Origin of the sequence: Shewanella algicola (assembly GCF_014648035.1) — a bacterium.
In the GTDB taxonomy this organism is placed as follows: domain Bacteria; phylum Pseudomonadota; class Gammaproteobacteria; order Enterobacterales; family Shewanellaceae; genus Shewanella; species Shewanella algicola.
This window is the reverse complement of the sequence record NZ_BMQI01000031.1, coordinates 1-22,807: the sequence shown is the minus strand read 5'-3', so window position 1 is coordinate 22,807 and position 22,807 is coordinate 1. Positions and strand designations below refer to the sequence as shown.

The 22,807-nt window shown below is 43.8% G+C and carries 18 protein-coding genes; 17 read left to right on the top strand and 1 reads right to left on the bottom strand.

Annotated features, from left to right (window positions below; all coding sequences use genetic code 11):
* Positions 1 to 185: 185 nt before the first annotated feature.
* The 4 genes from IEY42_RS13820 to IEY42_RS13805 all read left to right on the top strand — a co-directional run bounded on the left by IEY42_RS13820 (position 186) and on the right by IEY42_RS13805 (position 4,907).
* Positions 186 to 1,682, top strand: coding sequence for an aldehyde dehydrogenase (locus tag IEY42_RS13820; RefSeq protein ID WP_188925789.1), 1,497 nt, complete (start codon positions 186 to 188; stop codon positions 1,680 to 1,682).
* A 350-nt stretch (positions 1,683 to 2,032) separates the two neighbouring features.
* Positions 2,033 to 2,449, top strand: a complete 417-nt coding sequence (locus IEY42_RS13815) for a VanZ family protein (protein ID WP_188925788.1) — start codon at positions 2,033 to 2,035, stop codon at positions 2,447 to 2,449.
* 50 nt (positions 2,450 to 2,499) lie between these two features.
* Entirely contained in the window at positions 2,500 to 3,333 is an 834-nt protein-coding gene (locus IEY42_RS13810; RefSeq protein ID WP_188925787.1) for a sulfurtransferase, read from the top strand.
* A 365-nt stretch (positions 3,334 to 3,698) separates the two neighbouring features.
* A complete protein-coding gene (locus IEY42_RS13805; RefSeq protein ID WP_188925786.1) occupies positions 3,699 to 4,907 on the top strand; it encodes a sensor domain-containing diguanylate cyclase in 1,209 nt (402 codons plus the stop codon).
* 674 nt (positions 4,908 to 5,581) lie between these two features.
* Here IEY42_RS13805 and IEY42_RS13800 read toward each other — a convergent pair.
* Positions 5,582 to 6,889 carry an NAD(P)/FAD-dependent oxidoreductase gene (locus IEY42_RS13800; protein WP_188925785.1) on the bottom strand — a complete coding sequence of 436 codons (1,308 nt, stop codon included), beginning with the start codon at positions 6,887 to 6,889 and terminating at the stop codon, positions 5,582 to 5,584.
* Between the two features lie 246 nt (positions 6,890 to 7,135).
* Between IEY42_RS13800 and IEY42_RS13795 the strand changes: the two genes are divergently transcribed.
* The 13 genes from IEY42_RS13795 to IEY42_RS13735 all read left to right on the top strand — a co-directional run bounded on the left by IEY42_RS13795 (position 7,136) and on the right by IEY42_RS13735 (position 22,127).
* Positions 7,136 to 7,684: a cupin domain-containing protein gene (locus IEY42_RS13795; protein ID WP_188916927.1), complete on the top strand. Its 549-nt coding sequence runs from the start codon at positions 7,136 to 7,138 to the stop codon at positions 7,682 to 7,684.
* Positions 7,685 to 8,137: 453 nt separating this feature from the next.
* Positions 8,138 to 8,902 (top strand): gamma-glutamyl-gamma-aminobutyrate hydrolase family protein, encoded by a 765-nt coding sequence (locus tag IEY42_RS13790; protein WP_188925784.1) that lies wholly within the window; start codon positions 8,138 to 8,140, stop codon positions 8,900 to 8,902.
* A 2-nt stretch (positions 8,903 to 8,904) separates the two neighbouring features.
* Positions 8,905 to 10,260: a glutamine synthetase family protein gene (locus IEY42_RS13785; protein WP_188925783.1), complete on the top strand. Its 1,356-nt coding sequence runs from the start codon at positions 8,905 to 8,907 to the stop codon at positions 10,258 to 10,260.
* A 120-nt stretch (positions 10,261 to 10,380) separates the two neighbouring features.
* Positions 10,381 to 11,766, top strand: a complete 1,386-nt coding sequence (locus IEY42_RS13780; protein ID WP_188925782.1) for an aspartate aminotransferase family protein — start codon at positions 10,381 to 10,383, stop codon at positions 11,764 to 11,766.
* Positions 11,767 to 12,030: 264 nt separating this feature from the next.
* On the top strand, positions 12,031 to 13,131 hold the full coding sequence (locus IEY42_RS13775; RefSeq protein ID WP_188925781.1) for a polyamine ABC transporter substrate-binding protein: 1,101 nt from the start codon (positions 12,031 to 12,033) through the stop codon (positions 13,129 to 13,131).
* Between the two features lie 148 nt (positions 13,132 to 13,279).
* The gene (potA, locus tag IEY42_RS13770; protein WP_188925780.1) at positions 13,280 to 14,416 is read left to right on the top strand and encodes a polyamine ABC transporter ATP-binding protein; all 1,137 of its coding nucleotides are present in this window, start codon (positions 13,280 to 13,282) and stop codon (positions 14,414 to 14,416) included.
* Positions 14,413 to 15,312: an ABC transporter permease subunit gene (locus tag IEY42_RS13765; RefSeq protein ID WP_188925779.1), complete on the top strand. Its 900-nt coding sequence runs from the start codon at positions 14,413 to 14,415 to the stop codon at positions 15,310 to 15,312. The genes potA and IEY42_RS13765 overlap by 4 nt, the downstream gene beginning before the upstream one ends.
* Positions 15,309 to 16,124, top strand: a complete 816-nt coding sequence (locus IEY42_RS13760) for an ABC transporter permease subunit (RefSeq protein WP_188916912.1) — start codon at positions 15,309 to 15,311, stop codon at positions 16,122 to 16,124. Before IEY42_RS13765 ends, IEY42_RS13760 begins: the two co-directional genes overlap by 4 nt.
* Positions 16,125 to 16,307: 183 nt before the next feature.
* Entirely contained in the window at positions 16,308 to 17,594 is a 1,287-nt protein-coding gene (locus IEY42_RS13755) for an NAD(P)/FAD-dependent oxidoreductase (RefSeq protein ID WP_188925778.1), read from the top strand.
* Between the two features lie 72 nt (positions 17,595 to 17,666).
* The gene (gene gabD / locus IEY42_RS13750; protein ID WP_188925777.1) at positions 17,667 to 19,115 is read left to right on the top strand and encodes an NADP-dependent succinate-semialdehyde dehydrogenase; all 1,449 of its coding nucleotides are present in this window, start codon (positions 17,667 to 17,669) and stop codon (positions 19,113 to 19,115) included.
* 11 nt (positions 19,116 to 19,126) lie between these two features.
* The gene (gene gabT, locus IEY42_RS13745; RefSeq protein ID WP_188925776.1) at positions 19,127 to 20,407 is read left to right on the top strand and encodes a 4-aminobutyrate--2-oxoglutarate transaminase; all 1,281 of its coding nucleotides are present in this window, start codon (positions 19,127 to 19,129) and stop codon (positions 20,405 to 20,407) included.
* Positions 20,408 to 20,632: 225 nt separating this feature from the next.
* Positions 20,633 to 21,292 carry an RluA family pseudouridine synthase gene (locus IEY42_RS13740; RefSeq protein WP_188925775.1) on the top strand — a complete coding sequence of 220 codons (660 nt, stop codon included), beginning with the start codon at positions 20,633 to 20,635 and terminating at the stop codon, positions 21,290 to 21,292.
* Between the two features lie 115 nt (positions 21,293 to 21,407).
* A complete protein-coding gene (locus IEY42_RS13735) occupies positions 21,408 to 22,127 on the top strand; it encodes a DUF599 domain-containing protein (protein WP_188925774.1) in 720 nt (239 codons plus the stop codon).
* Positions 22,128 to 22,807 lie beyond the last annotated feature (680 nt).

Here is a 22,807-nt window from a genome sequence, read left to right as displayed (position 1 = left end):
AGGGGTGTGTGCATTTATTTATACTAAATTAGACTATTTTGTAAAATATATTGAAAACTTCTTGCTGTTTAGCCTCATCAGGTGACAATATTCACAGTAAATATATTGAGTAGCACAAGCTAATTACGTTGTTTAGCATCACATGGAGTGGTGCTTATCAATCCATTTATTAAATCGAGGTCACAATGAGTACTCCAACAAGTCTTAGCGATTGGCAAGCATTGGCAGCCAGTCTGCAAATTAATGGAAATGCATTTATTAATGGTCAGTATCAAGGCGCAGCATCTGGTGAAACCTTTGATTGCATTAGCCCGATTGATGGCAAAGTATTAGCCAAAGTGGCAAGTTGTGACTTAGTTGACGCCAATGTAGCCGTTGCCAATGCTCGTGAAGTTTTTGAGGCGGGTACCTGGGCTAACTTGCCGCCGGTACAACGTAAGCAAATCATGATTCGATTTGCTGATTTGCTAGAAGAAAACGCAGACGAGCTTGCACTGCTTGAAACTCTCGATATGGGTAAACCCATTCAACACTCAAAAGGCGTTGATGTGGTGGGTGCCGCGCGCGCCATTCGTTGGTCTGGCGAAGCCATTGATAAAATTTACGATGAAATTGCACCAACAGCACACAACGAAATTGGCATGATCACCCGCGAAGCGGTTGGTGTTGTAGCAGCCATTGTACCGTGGAACTTCCCCATGATTATGGCGTGTTGGAAGCTTGGACCATCGCTTGCAACCGGTAACAGTGTGATTTTAAAACCTTCTGAAAAGTCACCATTGACGGCCATTCGTATGGCGCAGTTAGCGCTAGAGGCTGGTATTCCTGCTGGGGTATTAAACGTGCTGCCTGGTTTTGGCCACACAGTGGGTAAAGCATTAGCATTACACATGGATATTGATACGTTGGTGTTTACCGGTTCAACCAAAATTGCCAAACAGCTGATGATTTACGCGGGCGAGTCGAACATGAAACGCGTGTGGTTAGAAGCGGGTGGTAAGAGCCCTAATATTGTGTTTAACGATGCGCCTGATTTAAAAGCCGCCGCAGAAGCCGCCGCAGTTGCCATTGCTTTTAACCAGGGAGAGGTGTGTACCGCAGGCTCACGGTTATTAGTTGAATCTGGTGTTAAAGATGAGCTCATTCAGCTTATTATCAAAGAAATGCAAGGCTGGCAGCCTGGGCATCCACTTGACCCTAATACCACGTGTGGCGCGGTGGTCGATCAGCAGCAATTAACCAATGTGCTTAACTACATTAAAACGGGTACCGAACAGGGTGCAACGCTCGTTGAGGGTGGCAAGCAGGTGATGGCAGAAACCGGCGGCATGTTTGTTCAGCCGACCATTTTTAGTAATGTCAAAAATGACATGCGCATCGCCAGCGAAGAAATTTTTGGCCCTGTGTTATCGGTAATCGAATTTGATGGTATGGACGAAGCGATTAAGATTGCTAACGACACCATTTATGGATTAGCCGCAGCAGTGTGGACCTCAAACTTAAGCAAAGCACATAAAACCGCAAAAGCATTACGCAGTGGTATGGTGTGGATTAATCACTACGATGGCGGCGATATGACCGCACCTTTTGGGGGTTATAAGCAGTCGGGTAATGGCCGTGATAAGTCATTACATGCGTTTGATAAATACACCGAATTAAAAGCCACCTGGATTGCTTTATAACGGTAATTATCTCAGTGATGTAAACAAAGCCCTTTAGCAATAAAGGGCTTTTTTATTAAGTAACCTCAACTCGGGATAATAAACGCCTTTCAAACAGTCCTTTGCTCCGCTAACTGCGTTGAATCGACTTACAATAGGCTAGCTATTGACGCGTCAATTCGCCTTGTTTGCATAACAAATGACAAGCTTGAAAGTGAGACGGGTTAACATGTTGATGTTAAATAGCATAAGTTCATCCCTTATACCGAGTTCAGGTTAAGTAAAATTAACGCCTCTTTTTGCTCTTTTCGCGTAGACTGAAATCTCGAAAATCACTTACAAATTCCACCGTCATACATGGAAGATGCTACATGACTCATACTCTATTTTCTCGATTCGCCATCTTTATTGGCGCTGGTTTTTTCGGTTTTATTTTATGGATCATTTATTTAGCCAACACAGGCGGGAACAGTATTTTTTTCGACTTAATCCGTCATATTCCTTATGGCGATAAAGTTGGCCATATGTTGTTATTTGGTTTATTAACTTATGTAGCCAATTTAGCGTTACTGAGTCGACACTTTCTGCTTGGACGTATTCCGCTTTATTACGGTGCTGTGCTAGTGTCAATATTCGTCTTGAGTGAAGAAATCAGCCAGGGCTTTATTCCATCAAGAACATTAGATATCGTCGACTTAATTGCCGATGCTGTTGGTATTATTTTATTTAGTTATTTAAGTGGCTTAACTCAACGCATTCTCGACAAAAATCGAGGTGTCAAAACTTGAGTTAAGATTAATTTGACTGAGTTTTATCGTAAATAATAGAGAGGTTTAATGTGAATTCTCCTTTAGTGACCACAGATTGGTTAGCGTTACATCTTGAAGATCCAGATCTCGTCATACTCGATGCCAGCATGGAAGTTGTGCTAGGTAAAGAACCCCTCGTTTACGATGAGCTTTATGTTATCCCCGGTGCGGTATCGTGCCAAATTGATAAGCTACTTTTTGATCATCACTCTCCACAAACTCATGCTATGCCAACCCCAGAGCAATTTACAGAGGCGGCACAAACCTTGGGCATTACTCATAACAGCACATTGGTTATTTACGATGATCAGGGTATCTATTCTGCGCCACGCGCCTGGTGGACCTTTAAAGCGATGGGCTTTGAAAAAGTGTTTGTGCTTGACGGCGGCTTACCGCAGTGGCGTGCAGAAGGTAAAGACACAGTACGCCAATTTGCCAGCCCAACTCAGGCTGGCGATATAAAAGGGCGTTTATTACAACATAAAGTATGTGACACTGAATTTGTATTAACTCACCTTGGCCATGCTAATGTGGATATTATTGATGCCCGCGCAGCAGGGCGCTTTAATGGTACGTCACCCGAGCCACGCGTTGGCATGCGCAGTGGTCATATTCCTGGTTCGTTAAACTTGCCATTTTCTCAGGTACTCAAGGGTTTTAAAATGAAATCGACTAAAGAGCTACACACGATTTTTGCCAACCTTGATACCAGCAATAATGCCCAGCGCGTGTTCAGTTGCGGCTCTGGAATCACCGCATGTATTTTGATTTTAGCCTCGTATGTTGCAGGCCATCATCAAGCCGCGTTATACGATGGTTCATGGGCGGTGTGGGGCGGAGATGCGGCACTGCCTATTGAATAATAGGGTTAATTTTTTATGGCCTGTGGCATTAAGGTCGTGGCACTTCGCCCATCCTTGATTAAGGCTGTAAGTTGTCAACTTACACAGGTTAATTAAATCGTCGTCCCGGCAATGCTTCGAAACCGGAACGACGAGAGGCCGTTAAAAAACATTTACAATAACGCTTGAATGCAAAAAATAAACTAGGACCCTGTAACTGATTCTTTTTACACTCCTACGCTTTATTTTTCATCTAAGCTAGTCAAAGTGATATATTAAAGTTGTTATCTTTGATTGGTGAGTCGTGTAGACAAGGTTGTCATTATTTTAATCATGGGTGAACAACTGACTTTTTGACTTTATCTACATGTTTAGGATCTGCACTGGTGCTTATTTTTCTTGTTATTATTCTGTTGGTTGCGACAATCGTTATTTATCTTGTGGTTGTAAAACACCTTAAAGAAGTTACTTCATTAAGACATACTCGCGATCGCCACGAGACCATCAATAAAATTACCAAAAGCATCAATGCAGGCATGTCTTCAGACAAAATCATTGAGATTGCGCTCAAAGAAATCTTCATTAAATTCCCTCATTACCGAGTTTCTTATGCAACGGTATCAGCGCAAGGTCTACTGTCGATTAAAGATTGTTGTACTCCCGAAAATATGCCAAATATTCAAGGTTTGAATGCGGATTTGAGTGTGGCTGATGATTACTTAAAGGCGCTTTTAGAATTAAAAGTATTAGCCATTAGTGATGTCATGAATGATAACCGACTCACACCCTTGAGGGGCGAGTTGATGGTGGGGAAGACCCTTGCCATATTAGACATTCCAATTTCTCATAATGACGGATTTGTCGGTTTGTTTTGTATGGACGCAGAAGCAGTGCATGTATGGTCTGAACATGAGGTTAACATGCTCATAGACACAGCTGGATACTTGGAGATTGCGATTAGCCAGGCTGAGCATCTTAGCCAGCAAGATGAAATGGCTTTGCAAATGGAAAATTATAACAAGTCTCTAGAAGCTGAAGTGTTAGAGCGCACCCAGGAGTTGCAAGAGGCTAAACACAAAGCTGAGCAACTTTCTATGACAGATGAATTAACTAAACTGCCCAATAGAAGGGCATTTTTTGCAATGAGTGAAAAATTGCATTCGCAGGCAAAACGTAATAACCATACGTTTAGCATTTTGATGTTAGACATTGATGATTTTAAAAAGATTAATGATGATTATGGCCATGAGGGAGGCGATGCTGCATTAATATCAATGGGCAAAATATTATTATCAACTCTTCGCAATACTGACGTAGTCGCCCGTATTGGTGGTGAAGAGTTTGTGTTTTTATTGACTGATACTGATTTAGACGGAGCAATACAGTTTGCTAAGCGTTTACGAATACTTGTTGAAGACAATAGTATGAGCACAGCCAATGGAATCATTCGTTTTACGGTATCAATCGGTGTTGCTGAATTCTATAACAAAGAAGACTCGCTGCAAGCAACCTTATCACGAGCAGACTCAGCGCTCTATATCGCCAAAGCCAACGGCCGCAACCGCGTAGTTTCGCAGCCGCAAATCAAACCATGATGATTATTAGCAGTAGACCATAAGTAAAAAGCACCAGTCTAAAAAGCATTGCCGGGACGACGAGAAGGTTGTTAACAAGTTTTGTCCGCAATGATTTGGTCTTCGCTTTCAAATGCCCAAATTCAACTCTAAACTTGAGGGCGTTGAAGAAAATGACGTGAGCTAGCCATGGATGTCTGTCTAGCTTTGGAGGGGAAGGGTCGTTCCTTGGCATCTGACCCATATGGATATGGGAAATGTCATTACGATGTCGGGAACATCATTGACCATGCCACCACGACATTTGTGAATCCATTCACATCAGACTCCCATCTGAAGCGTTAGCATTTTCATTCTTTACCATACAGAGGTGGCCGAGGAACACCGACACGCGGTCAAAAGCTGGATCCAACCACGTCGAGAAATTATCGCTTTTCAGATAATTTTGATTTGGCGGCTGGGAGTTCCAAGAGGGAATAGCCGTTGATTTCCTCTTGGTCAGGTGTGGGTGAAGCGCCACGACGTTAGTGGCCGCAGGCCATAAAGTTCAAAGCAAAAAAAACACCTGGATTCCGGCTCAAAAGCATTGCCGGAATGACGCAGCATATGGCCCCTGCAAGGTGGAACCTTGCTATCTTACTTCAAACGAAGTTTGAAAACTCTAGCTTGGGCGCAGGCCATAAACAGACTCCAACCTATAGCAAATCTTTCATTCTGTGGTACAACATCCCAGCCGCTAGCATGGGCGATCTAAACATGGGTCCGCCTGGGAAGGTCATGTGTTTAATGTCATTAAACACATCAATACGTTGTGATTGCTGGCTAATCGCTTCGGCAATCAATCTTGCGGCCATGTGGGTGGCGTTAACACCATGACCAGCATATGCCTGGGCAAAATAGATATTGGCTGCATCGGGTAATCGACCAATTTGTGGCATACGGTTAGCGCCGATACCCATCATGCCGCCCCATTCATAATCAATTTTAATTCCCTTAAGTTGCGGGAACACCTTTTCAAGATTAGGTCTTAATGCGGCTTCAATGTCTTTAGGGTCTTTACCTGAATACGTGCACAAACCGCCGAATAATAAACGACGATCGGCCGACAGATGGAAGTAATCTAAGGCAACACGCATGTCGGCAAAAGCCATATTTTGCGGGATGATTGTGGCACATTGTTGTTCGGTTAATGGCTCTGTGGCGAGTAAATAAGTGCCTGTCGGTAATACTTTACCGCCTAAATAGGGGCTGAGTTTATTGCCAATGTAGCCGTTGCCAGCCATGACTAAATAATCGCAAGTCACTTGACCCTGTGCGGTGATGACTTTGGGTTTATCACCTTTTATTATTTTTTCTGCGGCGCTGTATTCAAATAATTGAGCGCCTAGTTCTCGTGCGACTCGGGCTTCACCTAAGGCTAAATTAAGTGGGTGTAAATGACCGCTGCCCATATCAACCAGTGCACCTTGATAAAAGTCAGACCCAATGACCTCACCAATTTGGCTGCGATCAAGCAGTTTGATCGGCTTTTGATAACCCTGAGATTTAAGGTCTTGATACTCTTCAGCTAATTCATCCATGTGTCTGGGTTTTACCGCTAAATCGCAATAGCCCATTTGCAAGTCGCATTCAATGTTATGTTCGCTAATGCGCTCGGTGACAATATCAACAGCTTCAAAGCCCATTTGCTGAATTGACTTAACCCCTTGCTCGCCAATTTCATTTTTAAATTGTGTTGCATCATGGCCAATGCCGCGGATAAGCTCGCCGCCATTGCGACCCGACGCGCCCCAACCTATGCGTTTGACTTCAAGTAGTGCCACACTGTAACCGCGTTGCCTAAGTTCAATCGCGGTGTTAATCCCGGTATATCCGCCGCCCACAATACACACATCGACTGTGATGTGTTCTGTCAATTTAGGGTGTTCAAATAATCCATTCGCGCTGGCAACATAAAAAGAGTCTGGATAGTGCTTGCTATGGATAGGGGATTTTACTGACATAATGGCTCCAGATTATTGAACAAAGCGATAGCAATAGCGGCTAAACATAAGTACAGAGCTTAAATACGCCGTAAGTGTGCATTTTATTTAACACTCATTTGATGTAAAATACAATTTGTTTGATTTAAACGTGTCACGTGATTAATTAATTTTACATGTTGTTTATATGTTACATTTTATGTATTAATCATGGTCGTCAACACTCATTATGTTAAGCCACTGAGTTATCACTCTAGGAGAATGAATTTGGATATTGGTGCAAACCTAAAAGCAGTCCGTAAATTAAAAGGTTTATCTCAACGTGAGTTGGCTAAGCGGGCTGGGGTGACCAACAGTACAATTTCAATGATTGAAAAAAACAGTGTCAGTCCTTCAGTGAGTTCGCTTAAAAAAGTGCTTGGCGGGATCCCGATGTCGTTGGTGGAGTTCTTTTCAATTGATGACGGATCCATTGGCGATCAAAAAGTGGTTTACCGGGCTAATGAGCTGCTTGATATTGGCACCGGCGAGTTGGTGTATAAATTAATTGGCCGTGATTACCCTAACCGAGCCATGTCGTTAATGAGTGAAATGTATCCCGTTAACGCCGATACTGGTGCAGAAATGCTGCAACATGAAGGCGAAGAAGGTGGGGTGATTGTTGAAGGTAAATTAGAAGTCACCGTTGGCGAAGAAGTGTTTATTTTAGAAAAAGGTGACAGTTATTACTTTAGCAGCCAGCAACCACATCGCTTTCGTAATCCGTTTGACGAGCCATGCCGCCTAGTGAGCGCAACCACACCAGCCGATTTTTAATCTACAACCTTACCTCATAATAGCGGGATGCATTGCTAGATTTAGCTGAATGTGTCCCATTACCTACCGCTTAAAATCCTTTTTCTGATTGTCCATTTTGCTGTGATATCGATATTTAAGCGAGTTGTCGGTACTCCTAGCGAGATTTGCCAAACTTGTGTAGCACTCGTGTAAATAATATAAAGCATAAGATTCACTTTTCTTGTGCAGTCATCGCTCTAAATTGGTGCAAGAAGGTTGATTTTTAACCGCTCGTAAGGCCGTTATCACTTTTTATCGTCACACTGTTATTTTTGGTTAATTCATTGTTTTTAATTTGTTTTATTTGTTTTTCGTTAAAAGTTGTTTTTATCATCAGTTATCCTCTTGCCTAGCTAAAAAATACCGTGTAGTGTGTGAAAAAATGAACACGTAAAACAATAAGTTCATCACACTATTGGCTAAAGGTGAGATATGTCTCAATCAGGTCTTCCCCTCATCGGGGTAATAGCATGCAACAAACAACTCGGCCAGCATCCGTTCAATATAGTGGGCGAAAAATACCTACTGAGTATCGTCGATGGTGCCAAAGGCTTCCCTTTAGTGATTCCATCATTAGGTATTGATTTACCAATAAAAGATCTGCTTTTACGCCTTGATGGCATCATGTTTACTGGTTCACCATCGAATGTAGAACCACACCATTATCAAGGTAAAGCTAGTGAAGAAGGGACTCACCACGATCCTAAACGCGACGCCACCACATTGCCACTTATTAGGGCGGCAATCGATATGGGGATCCCGTTGCTGGGTATTTGTCGTGGTTTTCAAGAAATGAATGTCGTTTTTGGCGGGAGTTTGCATCAAAAACTCCACGAAGTTGGCACATTTATTGAACATAGAGAAGATAAAGAAGCACCCTTAGATGTGCAATATGGTTTATCGCATCAAGTTAACCTTGTTGCCGGCGGACTTCTTCACGATGCATGGGGCTGTGACACTGCAGAGGTTAACTCTGTTCATACTCAAGGCGTGGAGCGTCTAGGTGAGGGGTTACAGCCAGAAGCATATGCTCCGGACGGATTAATCGAAGCATTTTCAGTGAAAAATGCGAAAAATTTTGCATTAGGTGTTCAGTGGCATCCAGAATGGAAAGTCACCGAAAATGCGTTTTATAGCGCTATTTTCGAGGCATTCGGACAAGCCTGTAGACATCATGCGGCAACACAAGTGAGATAAAAATGGATAAGTTAATCGCTTTTTTGAAAGACAATAAAATTACCGAAGTTGAATGTGTTATTAGTGACATGACAGGCATAGCGCGTGGAAAAATCGCCCCTGTAGACAAGTTCATTGATGAAAAAGGCATGCGCCTGCCTGAAAGTGTTTTATTACAAACCGTCACAGGCGACTACATCAATGATGAGGTTTTTTACTCATTGCTCGATGATGCAGATATCGACTTTGTATGTGTACCTGACGACAGCGCCGTGTTTATGCTGCCTTGGACAGTAGAAGCCACTGCACAAGTGATTCATGACTGTTATGACCGAATGGGTAACCCTATTGAACTGTCTCCACGCAACGTACTCAAAAAAGTTTTAAAACTTTACGAAGACAAAGGGTGGGAGCCTGTTATTGCCCCAGAAATGGAGTTTTATCTTACTAAGCGCTCTGACGATCATGATTTACCACTTAAGCCACCTATAGGTCGTTCTGGTCGCCCAGAAGCTGGACGTCAATCATTTTCAATTGATGCAGCTAACGAGTATGACCCACTATTTGAAGACATGTACGACTGGTGTGAAGCCCAGGGTTTAGATATCGATACCTTGATCCATGAAGATGGTCCAGCACAAATGGAAATCAACTTCAGCCATGGCAACCCATTGGCACTTGCTGACCAGGTGTTTGTATTTAAACGCACATTACGCGAAGCTGCATTAAAGCACGATGTGTGTGCCACGTTTATGGCTAAGCCCGTGACCGACGAGCCAGGCAGTGCAATGCACATTCACCAGAGTATTGTGGATAAGAAAACCGGTAAAAACATCTTCACTAAAGAAGACGGTACCCAGAGCCAATTATTTTTAAATTATATTGCTGGCTTACAAACTTATATCCCTGAGTTATTACCGCTAATGGCGCCTAATGCTAACTCATTCCGCCGTTTTCTTCCGGGCACTTCTGCGCCAGTTAACTTAGAGTGGGGCATTGAAAACCGCACTTGTGGTCTACGTATTCCTGAGTCATCGCCACAAAATCGCCGTATTGAAAACCGTATTCCAGGTGCAGATGCCAATTGCTATTTAGCCATTGCCGCTAGTTTATTGTGCGGGTTTATCGGTATAGAGAGAAACCTACGTCCGTCAACACCGGTGAGTGGTCGTGCAAATGAAAGCCGTACCAATAATGAAAACTATTTGCCAGTGACTTTAGAAGAAGCGCTAATGGCTATGCAAGAGAGTGAAGCGGGTGTTGAGTATTTAGGCCAATCATTTATCACTGCATTTGTAGCGGTAAAACAGGCTGAGCTTGAAAACTTTAGACGCGTAGTCAGCTCGTGGGAACGTGAGTTTTTATTACTTACCGTTTAACGAAGTACCTAGCCCTGTCGTCATTAAAATGTAGTGCAATGGTTTTGACCTAGCACTTAGGTAGTGGATAAACAGGCAGCAAATACCTTTTGTTTGCTGCCTGCTTGAAAGGATAAAAGTATGCAAGATGCATTAACTCAGCAACAACAAAAACTCGATAGTTTACAAACTGCCGACAAGCAGCATTTTATCCACCCATTTACTGATTCAAAAGACTTAGCAGAAAAGGGTACTCGGGTTATTGACCGTGCAGAAGGCGTCTATTTATGGGACATCATGGGCGATAAATTACTCGATGCCATGGCAGGTTTATGGTGTGTGAATGTGGGTTATGGTCGCCAATCTATTGTTGATGCCGTTGCTAAGCAAATGCAGCAGCTGCCATTTTACAACAGCTTCTTTCAGTGCTCACATCCACCGGCAATCGAACTGGCGCAAAAAATTGCATCTCTTGCTCCTAAACATATGAACAATGTGTTTTTTACCGGTTCAGGATCAGAGTCTAATGACACCAATTTACGCATGGTGAGACGCTACTGGGATCTTAAAGGTAAGCCAAGCAAGAAAACCATTATCAGTCGCGACAATGCCTACCATGGTTCTACCGTTGCGGGTGCCAGCTTAGGCGGTATGTCGGGCATGCATGAACAGGGTGATTTACCCATTCCTGGCGTGGTGCATATTGCTCAACCTTATTGGTACGGTGAAGGTAACGGTTTATCACCAGAAGAATTTGGTTTGCAAGCGGCGCAAGCTCTTGAAGCTAAAATTTTAGACGTGGGCGAAGACAATGTTGCGGCGTTTATTGCCGAACCGTTTCAAGGTGCGGGTGGAGTGATTATTCCTCCGTCAACTTACTGGCCCGAAATTAAACGTATTTTAGCTAAATACGATATCTTATTTATTTTAGATGAAGTGATCAGCGGTTTTGGCCGCACTGGTAAATGGTTTGCTGCTGAATACTTCGATTTACAACCCGATTTAATCACAATAGCCAAAGGCATGACCTCAGGTTATGTGCCTATGGGCGGCGTGATAGTGTCAGACAAAGTGGCCGACGTCATTAAGCAAGATTGTGGCGAGTTTACCCATGGTTTTACTTATTCCGGCCACCCTGTTGCCGCTGCGGCAGCATTAGAAAACATCCGTATTATTGAGCAAGAGCAACTTATAGAACGTGTTGAATCTGATATAGCCCCTTATTTACAGTCTCGTTTACAAGAACTTGCCGAGCATCCCTTAGTGGGCGAGGTGCGTGGCTTAGGCATGGTTGCGGCAATTGAACTGGTAAAAGATAAAGAGTTAAAGCAAAAGTTTGACTCTAAAACAGGCGTTGGCACGTTTTGTCGCGATGCCTGTATAAAGCATGGTTTGGTGATGCGCTCTGTTGGCGACACCATGATCATTTCACCACCATTAATTATGACTCACGGGGAAATTGACGAGTTAGTGGCTAAGGCAACGTTGGCGCTAAATGACACATATCAGTATGTGCAAGGACAATAACCACTGCATTTTTAGGTGAATGAATATTATAAAATAGTGATTTTTTAACCAAAAGCATTTCAATGTCTAGTAATCGAATATGTTTTTGATAAAATCCGCAAAATTATGGGAGCGCATGCCGTTGCTGTAATCATACCGATGCATAGTTAAGTTGTAGCATTGGATAATTTCTTTCAACAGAAAGAAGATTTTACACGCTGGTATAGCTAGCGAAAAAAACTAACGTCAGCGTCGCTCTGACCATTATCCAAAAAGGGAGAAAGTATGAAGCTACTAAACAAACTATCCACATTGGCCCTCATTACAGCAAGTGTATTTTCAAGCACTGCACTTCAGGCCGAGGAAGTGGTCAAAATGTATAATTGGTCAGATTATATCGCCGAAGATACATTAGCTAACTTTGAAAAAGAAACCGGCATTAAAGTGATTTATGACGTATTTGACAGCAACGAAGTACTTGAAGCTAAGCTTTTGTCTGGCCGCAGCGGTTACGACATTGTGGTACCTTCAAACCACTTTATGGCCAAGCAAATTATCGCCGGTGCGTTTCAAAAGTTAGATCGCGCTAAATTGACTAATTATGCTAATTTAAAAACCGATTTAATGAAGCAGTTAGAAAAAGCCGATCCAGGTAACTTATATTCTGTGCCTTATTTATGGGGTACTAACGGTATTGGTTACAACATCGATAAAGTCAAAGCGGCCATTGGTGAAGATGCTCCGTTTGATTCTTTAGAGCTTATTTTTAACCCTAAATATGCTGAAAAAATTGGTTCATGTGGTTTTGCTATGCTCGATTCAGCGGACGATATGTTGCCACAAGCGCTAATTTATTTAGGATTAGACCCTAACAGCAAAAACATTGCTGACTATGAAAAAGCGGCTGAAGTATTAGCCAAAATACGTCCTTATGTGACTTACTTTCATTCTTCACGCTACATTTCTGATTTAGCCAACGGTGACATTTGTGTCGCGTTTGGTTTCTCGGGTGACGTATTCCAGGCAGCTGCTCGTGCTGATGAAGCCGGTAACGGTCACAAAATTGGTTACTCAATCCCTAAAGAAGGCGCTAACTTGTGGTTTGATATGTTAACCATCCCTCAGGATGCCACTAACGTTGATAACGCCCACAAACTAATCAACTACTTGCTACGTCCAGATGTAATTGCACCAATCAGTAACTATGTTGCTTACGCTAACCCTAACGTTCCTGCTCAAGAGCTTGTCGACGAGGCTATTCGTAACGATCCAGCCATTTACCCACCTCAGTCGGTAATTGACAATTTATACATTGGTGACATTCGTCCTTTAAAAGTTCAACGTGCTGCAACTCGCGCTTGGACCAAAGTGAAGTCAGGCCAATAACCTTACGCAAGGGCGAGGACACTCGCCCTCATTTTTTACATTTGTTTATCTAGTTATGATGGCTATTTGGCCACTATAGAACGGTTAAGTGTGCGCATAACAACGTCATTGTTGTGATAGTCATACTTCAAAAAGGCGGAGCAGTATTATGGGAAACACCTCAGGCGTCACGAATAAACCAACCACAAAGACGCAAGATGAAGTCCTGGTCAAAATTGAGCGCGTAAGCAAGCTGTTTGATGACGTGCGTGCTGTAGATGATGTGTCACTTACCATTAATCGTGGTGAGATATTTGCTCTGCTAGGTGGTTCAGGTTCGGGTAAGTCAACGTTATTACGCATGCTAGCTGGGTTTGAAAAACCAACAGAAGGACGTATTTTACTTGATGGTGTCGACATTACAGATATGCCGCCATACGAACGTCCAATTAACATGATGTTCCAATCTTATGCTTTGTTCCCGCACATGACGGTAGAGCAAAATATTGCTTTTGGCCTTAAACAAGACAAAATGCCAAAAGCAGAGATTGAAATGCGTGTAAAAGAAATGCTCAAACTGGTGCACATGGAAAAATACGGTAAACGTAAACCGCATCAGTTGTCTGGTGGCCAGCGTCAACGTGTCGCGTTAGCACGGTCATTGGCTAAGCGCCCTAAATTGTTGTTGCTCGATGAGCCAATGGGCGCGTTAGACAAAAAACTGCGTACTCAAATGCAGTTAGAAGTGGTTGATATTTTAGAAGCCGTAGGCGTAACGTGCGTGATGGTGACTCACGATCAAGAAGAAGCCATGACCATGGCTGATCGTATCTCCATTATGCATGAAGGTTGGATTGCCCAAACCGGTAGCCCAATGGATATTTATGAGTCGCCAGCCAGCCGCCTAGTGGCTGAGTTTATTGGTACCGTGAACTTATTTGACGGTGAAATTATCGCTGATGAAGTGGATCACGCTGTGATTAAGTCATCAAGCCTAGAGCGTGAGTTTTATATCGGCCATGGTATTTCAACCAGCTTAGAAAACAAAAACATCTTTTTAGCGCTACGTCCTGAAAAAACCATTATAACCCGTGAAAAACCAGACTCTGAATACAACTGGGCCCACGGTGTTGTACATGATATTGCTTACCTTGGTGGCTTATCGGTGTACTACATTAAGCTGAAAAACAAACAAATTGTACAATGTTCGATGATTAACCGCGAACGCCGCGCCGACCACCCAACGTGGGAAGACGAGGTGTATATCAGTTGGGAAGACAGTAGCGGGGTTGTATTACACTCATGAAGAATCCACTGAAAATAATCAAAGGTCGTTATTTGACCATGGGGGTGCCTTACCTATGGTTATTGATGTTCTTCGCGCTGCCGTTTGCGATAGTGTTAAAGCTGAGTTTTTCGTCTGCGGCGATTGCGATTCCGCCATACGAAGCCACCTTTAGCTACGCGGATGAAATGCTTAATATTGCACTGAATTTTGGTAACTACTTATTGTTACTGCAAGATTCTATGTATTACATGGCCTATCTCACCTCGCTTAAAATGGCGTTTGTGGCCACGCTAGGTTGTTTAATTTTGGGCTTTCCGATGGCGTATGCCATTGCTCGCGCACCGGCTCGGTTACAAACCGTATTGCTATTGTTAGTGATGCTACCATCGTGGACCTCATTTTTAATCCGTATTTATGCCTGGATGGGGATTTTAAGCAACAACGGCTTAATCAATAACGCCTTAATGTGGTTAGGGGTTATCTCTGAACCCATTCAAATGCTCAATACCAATTTTGCTGTGTATATCGGGATTATCTACGCGTATTTGCCGTTTATGATTTTGCCCTTATACGCCACCCTGGTGAAACTGGATTTAAGCTTAATTGAAGCGGCTTCAGATCTTGGCTCGCGCAGTATCAACACCTTTTGGAAAATCACCTTGCCATTGTCGATGGGCGGTGTAATTGCCGGCTCGATGTTGGTATTTATTCCTGCGGTAGGTGAGTTTGTTATCCCTGAGTTATTGGGCGGTCCAGATTCATTGATGATTGGTAAAGTGTTGTGGCAAGAGTTCTTTAATAACCGCGACTGGCCAGTAGCGTCGTCACTTGCGATTGTGATGCTAGCACTGTTGATTATCCCTATTACCTTATTCCACCGTTATCAGTCACGTAATATGGAGAACGACGTATGAAGAAGCTCAGTTTCTCTAAAGTGATGCTATGGTTTGGCTTACTGTTTTTGTATGCGCCGATGTTTATTTTGGTTATTTATTCGTTTAATGAATCAAAGTTAGTGACGGTGTGGAGTGGGTTTTCACCTAAATGGTATGGCGAGTTATTTAAAGATACCCAAATACTCGAAGCCGTGTGGACCAGTTTGCGTATCGCATTCTACAGTTCAACCATGGCGGTGATTATCGGCACCATGGCAGCGTTTGTCATGACACGTTTTCGCCGTTCTTGGGCAAAATTGACACTGTCTAACATGATTACCGCGCCACTGGTTATGCCAGAAGTGATTACCGGTTTATCATTGTTACTGCTATTTGTTGAAATGGCCGACCTGCTTGGTTGGCCAGCAGAACGTGGCATGTTAACCGTATGGATTGCGCACTCTACTTTTTGTGCGGCTTATGTTGCTGTGGTGGTGTCGTCAAGGCTGCGTGAACTTGATCTGTCGATTGAAGAAGCGGCGATGGACTTAGGTGCAACGCGTTTTAAAACCTTCTTTTTAATCACAGTGCCGATGATTTCTCCGGCGTTAATTGCCGGTTGGTTCTTGTCGTTTAGTTTATCGTTAGATGACTTAGTGATTGCCAGCTTTGCCTCTGGACCAGGGTCTACCACGTTACCTATGGTGGTGTTCTCATCGGTGCGTTTAGGGGTTTCGCCTAAAATTAACGCCTTAGCCACCATTATTATTCTGAGTGTATCTTTGGTCGCGTTCTTGTCGTGGTATTTAGCCCGACGCTCAGAACGTAAAGCTAAAGAAGCAATGGAGTAATCAGAGCGAACCATTGCTAAAGCCACGCTTTTTAAGTGTGGCTTTTTTTTACCAAGGTGACGTTATGGTGTTAAATATATTCTACAAAGTGTAAAAAATTACACTTTAAATGCTAGTTTTTAAATATGCTTAAGTGTACGATGATCATGTTGTATTTCGTCTCGAACCTATAAAGGAAGCGCTATGTCCGCCACACCTCATGCTAGTTCATATTATGCTGCGTCGGCTAATGATAAAGTCGAACGCCCACGCTTAGAATCTTCAATAGAAACGGATGTTTGTATCATTGGTGCGGGATATACAGGGTTGTCATCTGGGCTGCATTTATTAGAAAGCGGCATGAAAGTGGTTATCCTCGAAGCGGCCCGAATTGGCTGGGGCGCATCGGGCCGAAATGGCGGGCAAATTGTTAACTCATTTAGCCGCGATATCGACAGTATCGAAAAAGTGGTGGGTAAAGAGCAAGCCAAACTTTTTGGCCAAATGGCATTCGAAGGTGGTCAAATCATTCGCGACCGTATTGCCAAATACAATATCGATTGTGACTTAAAAGATGGCGGTGTGTTCGCTGCTATGAATGCTAAGCAAATGGGCCATTTACAATCGCAAAAGAAGCTATGGGAAACCCATGGTCATAACAATCATTTAGAGATGCTTGATAAAGACGGCATTCGTAATGTGGTGAATACCGATTTATATGTCGGTGGTTTGCTTGATAAAAGCGGCGGCCATATTCACCCGCTTAATTTAGCGTTAGGCGAAGCTCGTGCTGTTGAATCGCTCGGCGGACAAATTTTTGAAGACTCAGCTGTGATTAACGTTGATGACGGTGAGTCGCCAATTGTGCGCACCGCACAAGGGCAAGTTAAATGTAAGTTTGTGGTTGTAGCGGGTAATGCCTATTTGGGTAAATTATTACCAGAGCTACAAGCTAAATCAATGCCGTGCGGTACTCAGGTTATAACCACTGAACCACTGTCTGACGACATGGCTGCCAGTTTATTACCGCAAGACTATTGCGTAGAAGACTGTAACTACTTATTAGATTATTACCGCCTTACTGGCGACAAGCGACTTGTCTTTGGTGGTGGCGTGGTCTACGGCGCTCGCGATCCGGCGAACGTCGAAGCCTTGATTATGCCTAAGCTGCTAAAAACATTTCCGCAGCTAAAAGGCGTTAAAGTGGATTATGCCTGGACGGGTAACTTTTTAATGACCTTGTCACGTTTGCCTCAAGTGGGCCGAATTGGACACAACATTTATTATTCTCAAGGCTGCAGTGGTCATGGGGTTACCTATACTCATTTAGCGGGCAAGTTAATTGCCGAAATGCTCAATGGCCAGGCGACCCGTTTTGATGCCTTTGCTGCTTTACCTCATTATCCATTCCCCGGCGGTCACGCCTTACGCGTACCGTTTAGTGCATTAGGGGCCTGGTATTACACCATGCGCGACAAGTTTGGTATTTAGTCTTAGCGAGCAACTAAGTTGAGATTACATACAGGGAATTAAGTTGTTTATCAAATTGAGTAGGAGTGCGTTGTGATTTTAAATGATCCAAGCTTATTGCACGAGCAATGCTATATCGATGGTTTATGGGTAAGTGCTAACAGCGGTGAAACCGTTGCTATTGCCAACCCAGCCACTCAAGAGTTAATTGGCCATGTGCCAGTGATGGGCACGGCTGAAACCAAGACGGCAATCACAGCAGCCAATAAAGCGCTGCCAACTTGGCGTGCGTTGTCAGCAAAAGAGCGCAGCCAAAAGCTACGCCGTTGGTTTGAACTGATTAACCAACATGCTGATGACCTTGCGTTGATGATGACCACAGAACAAGGCAAACCCCTAGCTGAAGCCAAAGGCGAGGTGACTTATGCCGCCTCGTTTATTGAATGGTTTGCTGAAGAAGCTAAGCGCATTTATGGCGACACGATTCCTGGGCATCAAGCAGATAAAAGGCTGACAGTGATTAAACAACCTGTTGGCGTTACCGCGGCGATTACACCGTGGAACTTCCCAGCAGCAATGATTACCCGTAAAGCGGCGCCAGCGCTTGCTGCGGGTTGTACTATGGTGGTTAAGCCTGCACCGCAAACGCCATTTACCGCATTAGCGTTAGCTGAACTGGCTCATCGCGCGGGTATTCCTGCGGGGGTATTTAGCGTGATCACAGGTGATGCCATTGCCATTGGTAACACCTTATGTGAAAGCCCCATTGTGCGTAAGTTATCGTTTACTGGCTCAACAGCTGTTGGCATAAAGTTAATGGAGCAATGCGCACCGACACTTAAAAAACTGTCGCTTGAACTTGGCGGCAACGCACCGTTTATCGTGTTTGACGATGCCGACATTGACGCCGCAGTCGAAGGCGCCATGATTGCTAAATACCGCAACGCAGGCCAAACCTGTGTGTGTGCTAACCGCATTTATGTGCAAGCCGGTGTGTATGAGCAATTTACTCAAAAATTTGCTGCCGCCGTCGCTAAGCTCAATGTGGGTAACGGCGCTGATGATGGGGTCAATATTGGCCCGTTAATCAATCAAGCTGCTGTGGCAAAAGTGCAAAGCCATTTAGCTGATGCAGTCGCAAAAGGCGCCAGTGTTGTAGCGGGTGGTAAAGCTCATAGCCTAGGTGGATTGTTTTTTGAACCCACCATTTTACGCGATGTTGATAAGTCGATGTTGGTGGCCAAAGAGGAAACTTTTGGCCCATTAGCCCCGTTATTTAAATTCGACACCGTTGATGATGTGATTAAGCAGGCCAACGATACCGAGTTTGGTTTAGCGGCGTATTTTTACGGTCGCGACATTTCGCTAGTCTACAAAGTGGCTGAAGCACTTGAGTACGGCATGGTCGGGGTGAATACAGGATTAATTTCGACCGAAGTAGCACCCTTTGGTGGCATTAAATCGTCAGGATTAGGTCGCGAAGGCTCTAAATTTGGTATCGAAGAATACCTTGAAATGAAATATATCTGCATGTCAGTTTAAGAGAGTGGGCAATGACTAAAACAAATAATGGATTAATGGCTCGTCGTCAGGCGGCAGTAGCTCAAGGTGTGGGACAAATTCACCCAATCTTTACTGAACGCGCTGAAAACGCCACAGTATGGGATGTCGAAGGCCGTGAATATATTGATTTTGCTGGAGGTATTGCGGTACTGAATACTGGTCACTTACACCCTAAAGTCAAAGCGGCGGTTGCGGCACAATTAGATGCCTTCTCGCACACCTGCTTTATGGTGTTAGGCTATGAAAATTATATTGAAGTGTGTGAAAAGCTTAACCATTTAGTGCCAGGTGATTTTGCTAAAAAGACCGCGCTGTTTACCAGTGGTTCAGAAGCAGTTGAGAACGCCGTAAAGGTCGCTCGTGCTTACACTAAACGAGCAGGGGTGATTGCCTTCACTTCTGGATATCATGGCCGTACGATGGCGGCATTGGCTTTAACCGGTAAAGTTGCGCCGTACAGTAAAGGTATGGGCTTGATGTCGGCTAATGTGTTCCGCGCTGAGTTTCCGTGCGAAATGCATGGCGTATCTGAAGATGATGCGATTGAGTCAATTGAACGTATTTTTAAAAATGATGCAGAGCCTGCAGATATCGCCGCCATTATTTTAGAACCAGTGCAAGGTGAGGGTGGTTTTTACGCTGCAACGCCATCGTTTATGAAACGTTTACGCGAGTTGTGCGACAACCATGGCATCGTGCTTATTGCCGATGAAGTACAAACTGGCGCAGGGCGTACCGGCACCTTTTTTGCGATGGAACAAATGGATGTTGCCGCTGACATTACCACTTTTGCTAAGTCTATTGCCGGCGGCTTCCCGCTATCTGGTATTACCGGTAAAGCCGACATTATGGATGCGGTTACAGCTGGTGGTTTAGGCGGAACTTATGGCGGCAGCCCATTAGCGTGTGCCGCAGCACTTGCGGTGATTGAGGTCTTTGAAGAAGAGCAGCTATTAACTCGCGCTAATGATGTAGGTAATAAGCTTAAAACGGCATTAACCGATATGCAGGCTAAATACCCGCAAATTGCAGATGTGCGTGGTTTAGGCGCGATGATTGCCATTGAGCTGATGGAAGATGGCGTGCCAGCGCCACAATACAGCGCTAAAATTTTGGCTGAAGCACGCAATCGTGGGCTGATTTTATTGTCTTGTGGTACCTACGGTAATGTGATTCGTGTACTCGTGCCGTTAACGGCGCCAGATGCGCAAATTGATGCCGGTTTAGCCATTATGGACAGTACATTTCAAGCTGTGTTTAGCGAAGTTTGAATATCGCTTAAAACCGTAAAATAAAATCCCGCAGCGAGCGGGATTTTTTATGTGTCTTTGCGACAGGATTTAACAGCAGACCGTTTTACCGTCGAATAAAGTTAAATGGAAGCAGGATTTAAATCAACGATTTTGTTATGGGCAACACTGTGGTCAATAACATCAGTGTTGTTTGCTAGCGCCTTTGTGATTATGATCAGTGCTTGATTTGAAAATGAAGATTGTATGGCTGAATTTATTGCGCCACCCTGTGACGGTGTTATCGAAATATTATACCAAGATGAACACCTATTGCTGATTAACAAGCCCTCTGGGCTGCTGAGTCTGTCGGGTAAAAATCCACTCAATAAAGACTCTGTGCATTATCGCTTAGTGCAAGATTTTCCCACTGCAACCTTATTGCATCGCCTCGATTTTGGCACCTCTGGCATTATGCTGGTGGCGTTAAATAAACAGGTTAATGGTTTGCTCACTCAACAATTTCAGCAACGTACCATTGGTAAAACCTACACAGCAGTACTATACGGTGATCTGTCCAATGAGCAGGGGGAAATCGATTTCCCCATCACCAAAGACGTTGAACATTTTCCGCTGATGAAAATTTGCCATGACACGGGCAAACCAGCTAAAAGTCATTACCAGGTGATAGAGCGGCATCCTCAAGGGTTATCAACCCGAGTACGTTTTACCCCCATGACGGGTCGAACACACCAGTTACGTATTCATAGCCAGCAGATTGGCCATCCAATACTGGGCTGTGATTTGTACCATAATCAGCAATCCCAACAGCTGGCACCTCGATTATTATTGCATGCTACAAGCCTTAGCTTTATTCATCCTATTACACTTGAGAAGATCAATTCTCTTTGTCCAAGCCCGTTTTAAGCTCTCGCTGAGTCATCACTTATCTACGGTGAACGGTTTTAGACAAAAACTGATTTAAGGGTGATGAAAACTAATGCATAATCAAGCCATTAATATATGTTAAAAGGTTATTAACATGATGATTGCCTGGATAGACTCGTTAGCCTTTATTGTGTTTTTAATTGCCTGGATTGGCTACACCAGTTTTGCACGGCGTAAAGCAAAGACCACAAATTGTATTGCGAGAGTAATGCATCAGCAGCGAATTATGTGGATGTCGCAAGTGATTGGTAAAGAAAACCGAGTCGGTGAAGCGGCATTACTGGCTAATCTTGAACGCAATATCGCTTTCTTTGCATCAACCACGCTACTGGTTTTAGCAGGTGTACTGACCTTGTTTTCGCAAGTTGAAAAGCTCGAAACAGTTATCGCCTCCATTCCTTTTACCGCACCACCTAATCACGCTTTAGTACAAGTAAAGCTCGGTTTGTTGGTAGGCATTTTTGTATTGGCGTTTTTCCAGTTTACTTGGTCAATGCGCCAGTATGGTTTTGTTAACGTGATGATTGGCGCTGCGCCATTAGATAAGAGCGGCACCGACACAAACCTCATCGCTTACGCAAAGCAAATGGCAGTGGTGCAAGATCAGGCCGCTCATTCATACAATTACGGCCTACGTTCATATTATTATTCAATGGCTGCCCTGTGCTGGTTTTTCAATCCATGGATGTTTATCGTAGCCAGCTTATTTGTGGTGTATACCTTGTACCAACGCGAATTTAACTCTAAAGCTGTGGTTGCTATCACCGCCGCCCAAAGCCATTTAGAAAAAAGCCCACTGCATATAAAAGAATAACTCATCTTGTTACTCACCACGCCATGTTGAGCATGGTGTGGTGAATTACATCAACTCGATAGCACACCGTTAAAGCTTGGCACCCATCAAAATCCTAAACCCCAGATATTAAAAAGCCGCAGCAATGAAACATTGCTGCGGCTTATCTTAATTGGTGACCCTCCCAGACTCGAGCTGGGGACCTGACGATTATGAGTTTCTTAAAATCAGGTAATTACTAGCCAAATTCAAGCCACGTTTCCCCGCAGATACCCTACCAAAAATTCATAAAATCATACCTGTCTTGACGGTGTAGACGTAATGCAATCCGACGACGCTGACGAGGTTCGGGGGTGAAATTTGGTGGTGAGTTGGTGAGGTTGAGGGGAAGTGACTGTTGTGGCTAAAGATCCGCTAGGGTTTCTGATTGAGTTAGTTAAAGGTTAGGAAGGGGGCGTATTCACAATACCTAGATCCTAGGAAAGGCTCTAGGTAGGCCATACGAAGAAAACCTTTGATCGAATTAAGAAAATAGCTGGAATATATAATGGTTTCTGGATTCAGAAATAGAGGCATAACCTTGACTCGTTTTGGATGAATAGCATGAATATCCCACTCAGTGATATTTGGCACTTTTAAGAGGGTGTAACAGATTCTGTGTAACTGCAATTTAGTTAATATACTTCACAATTCTGTCTTCG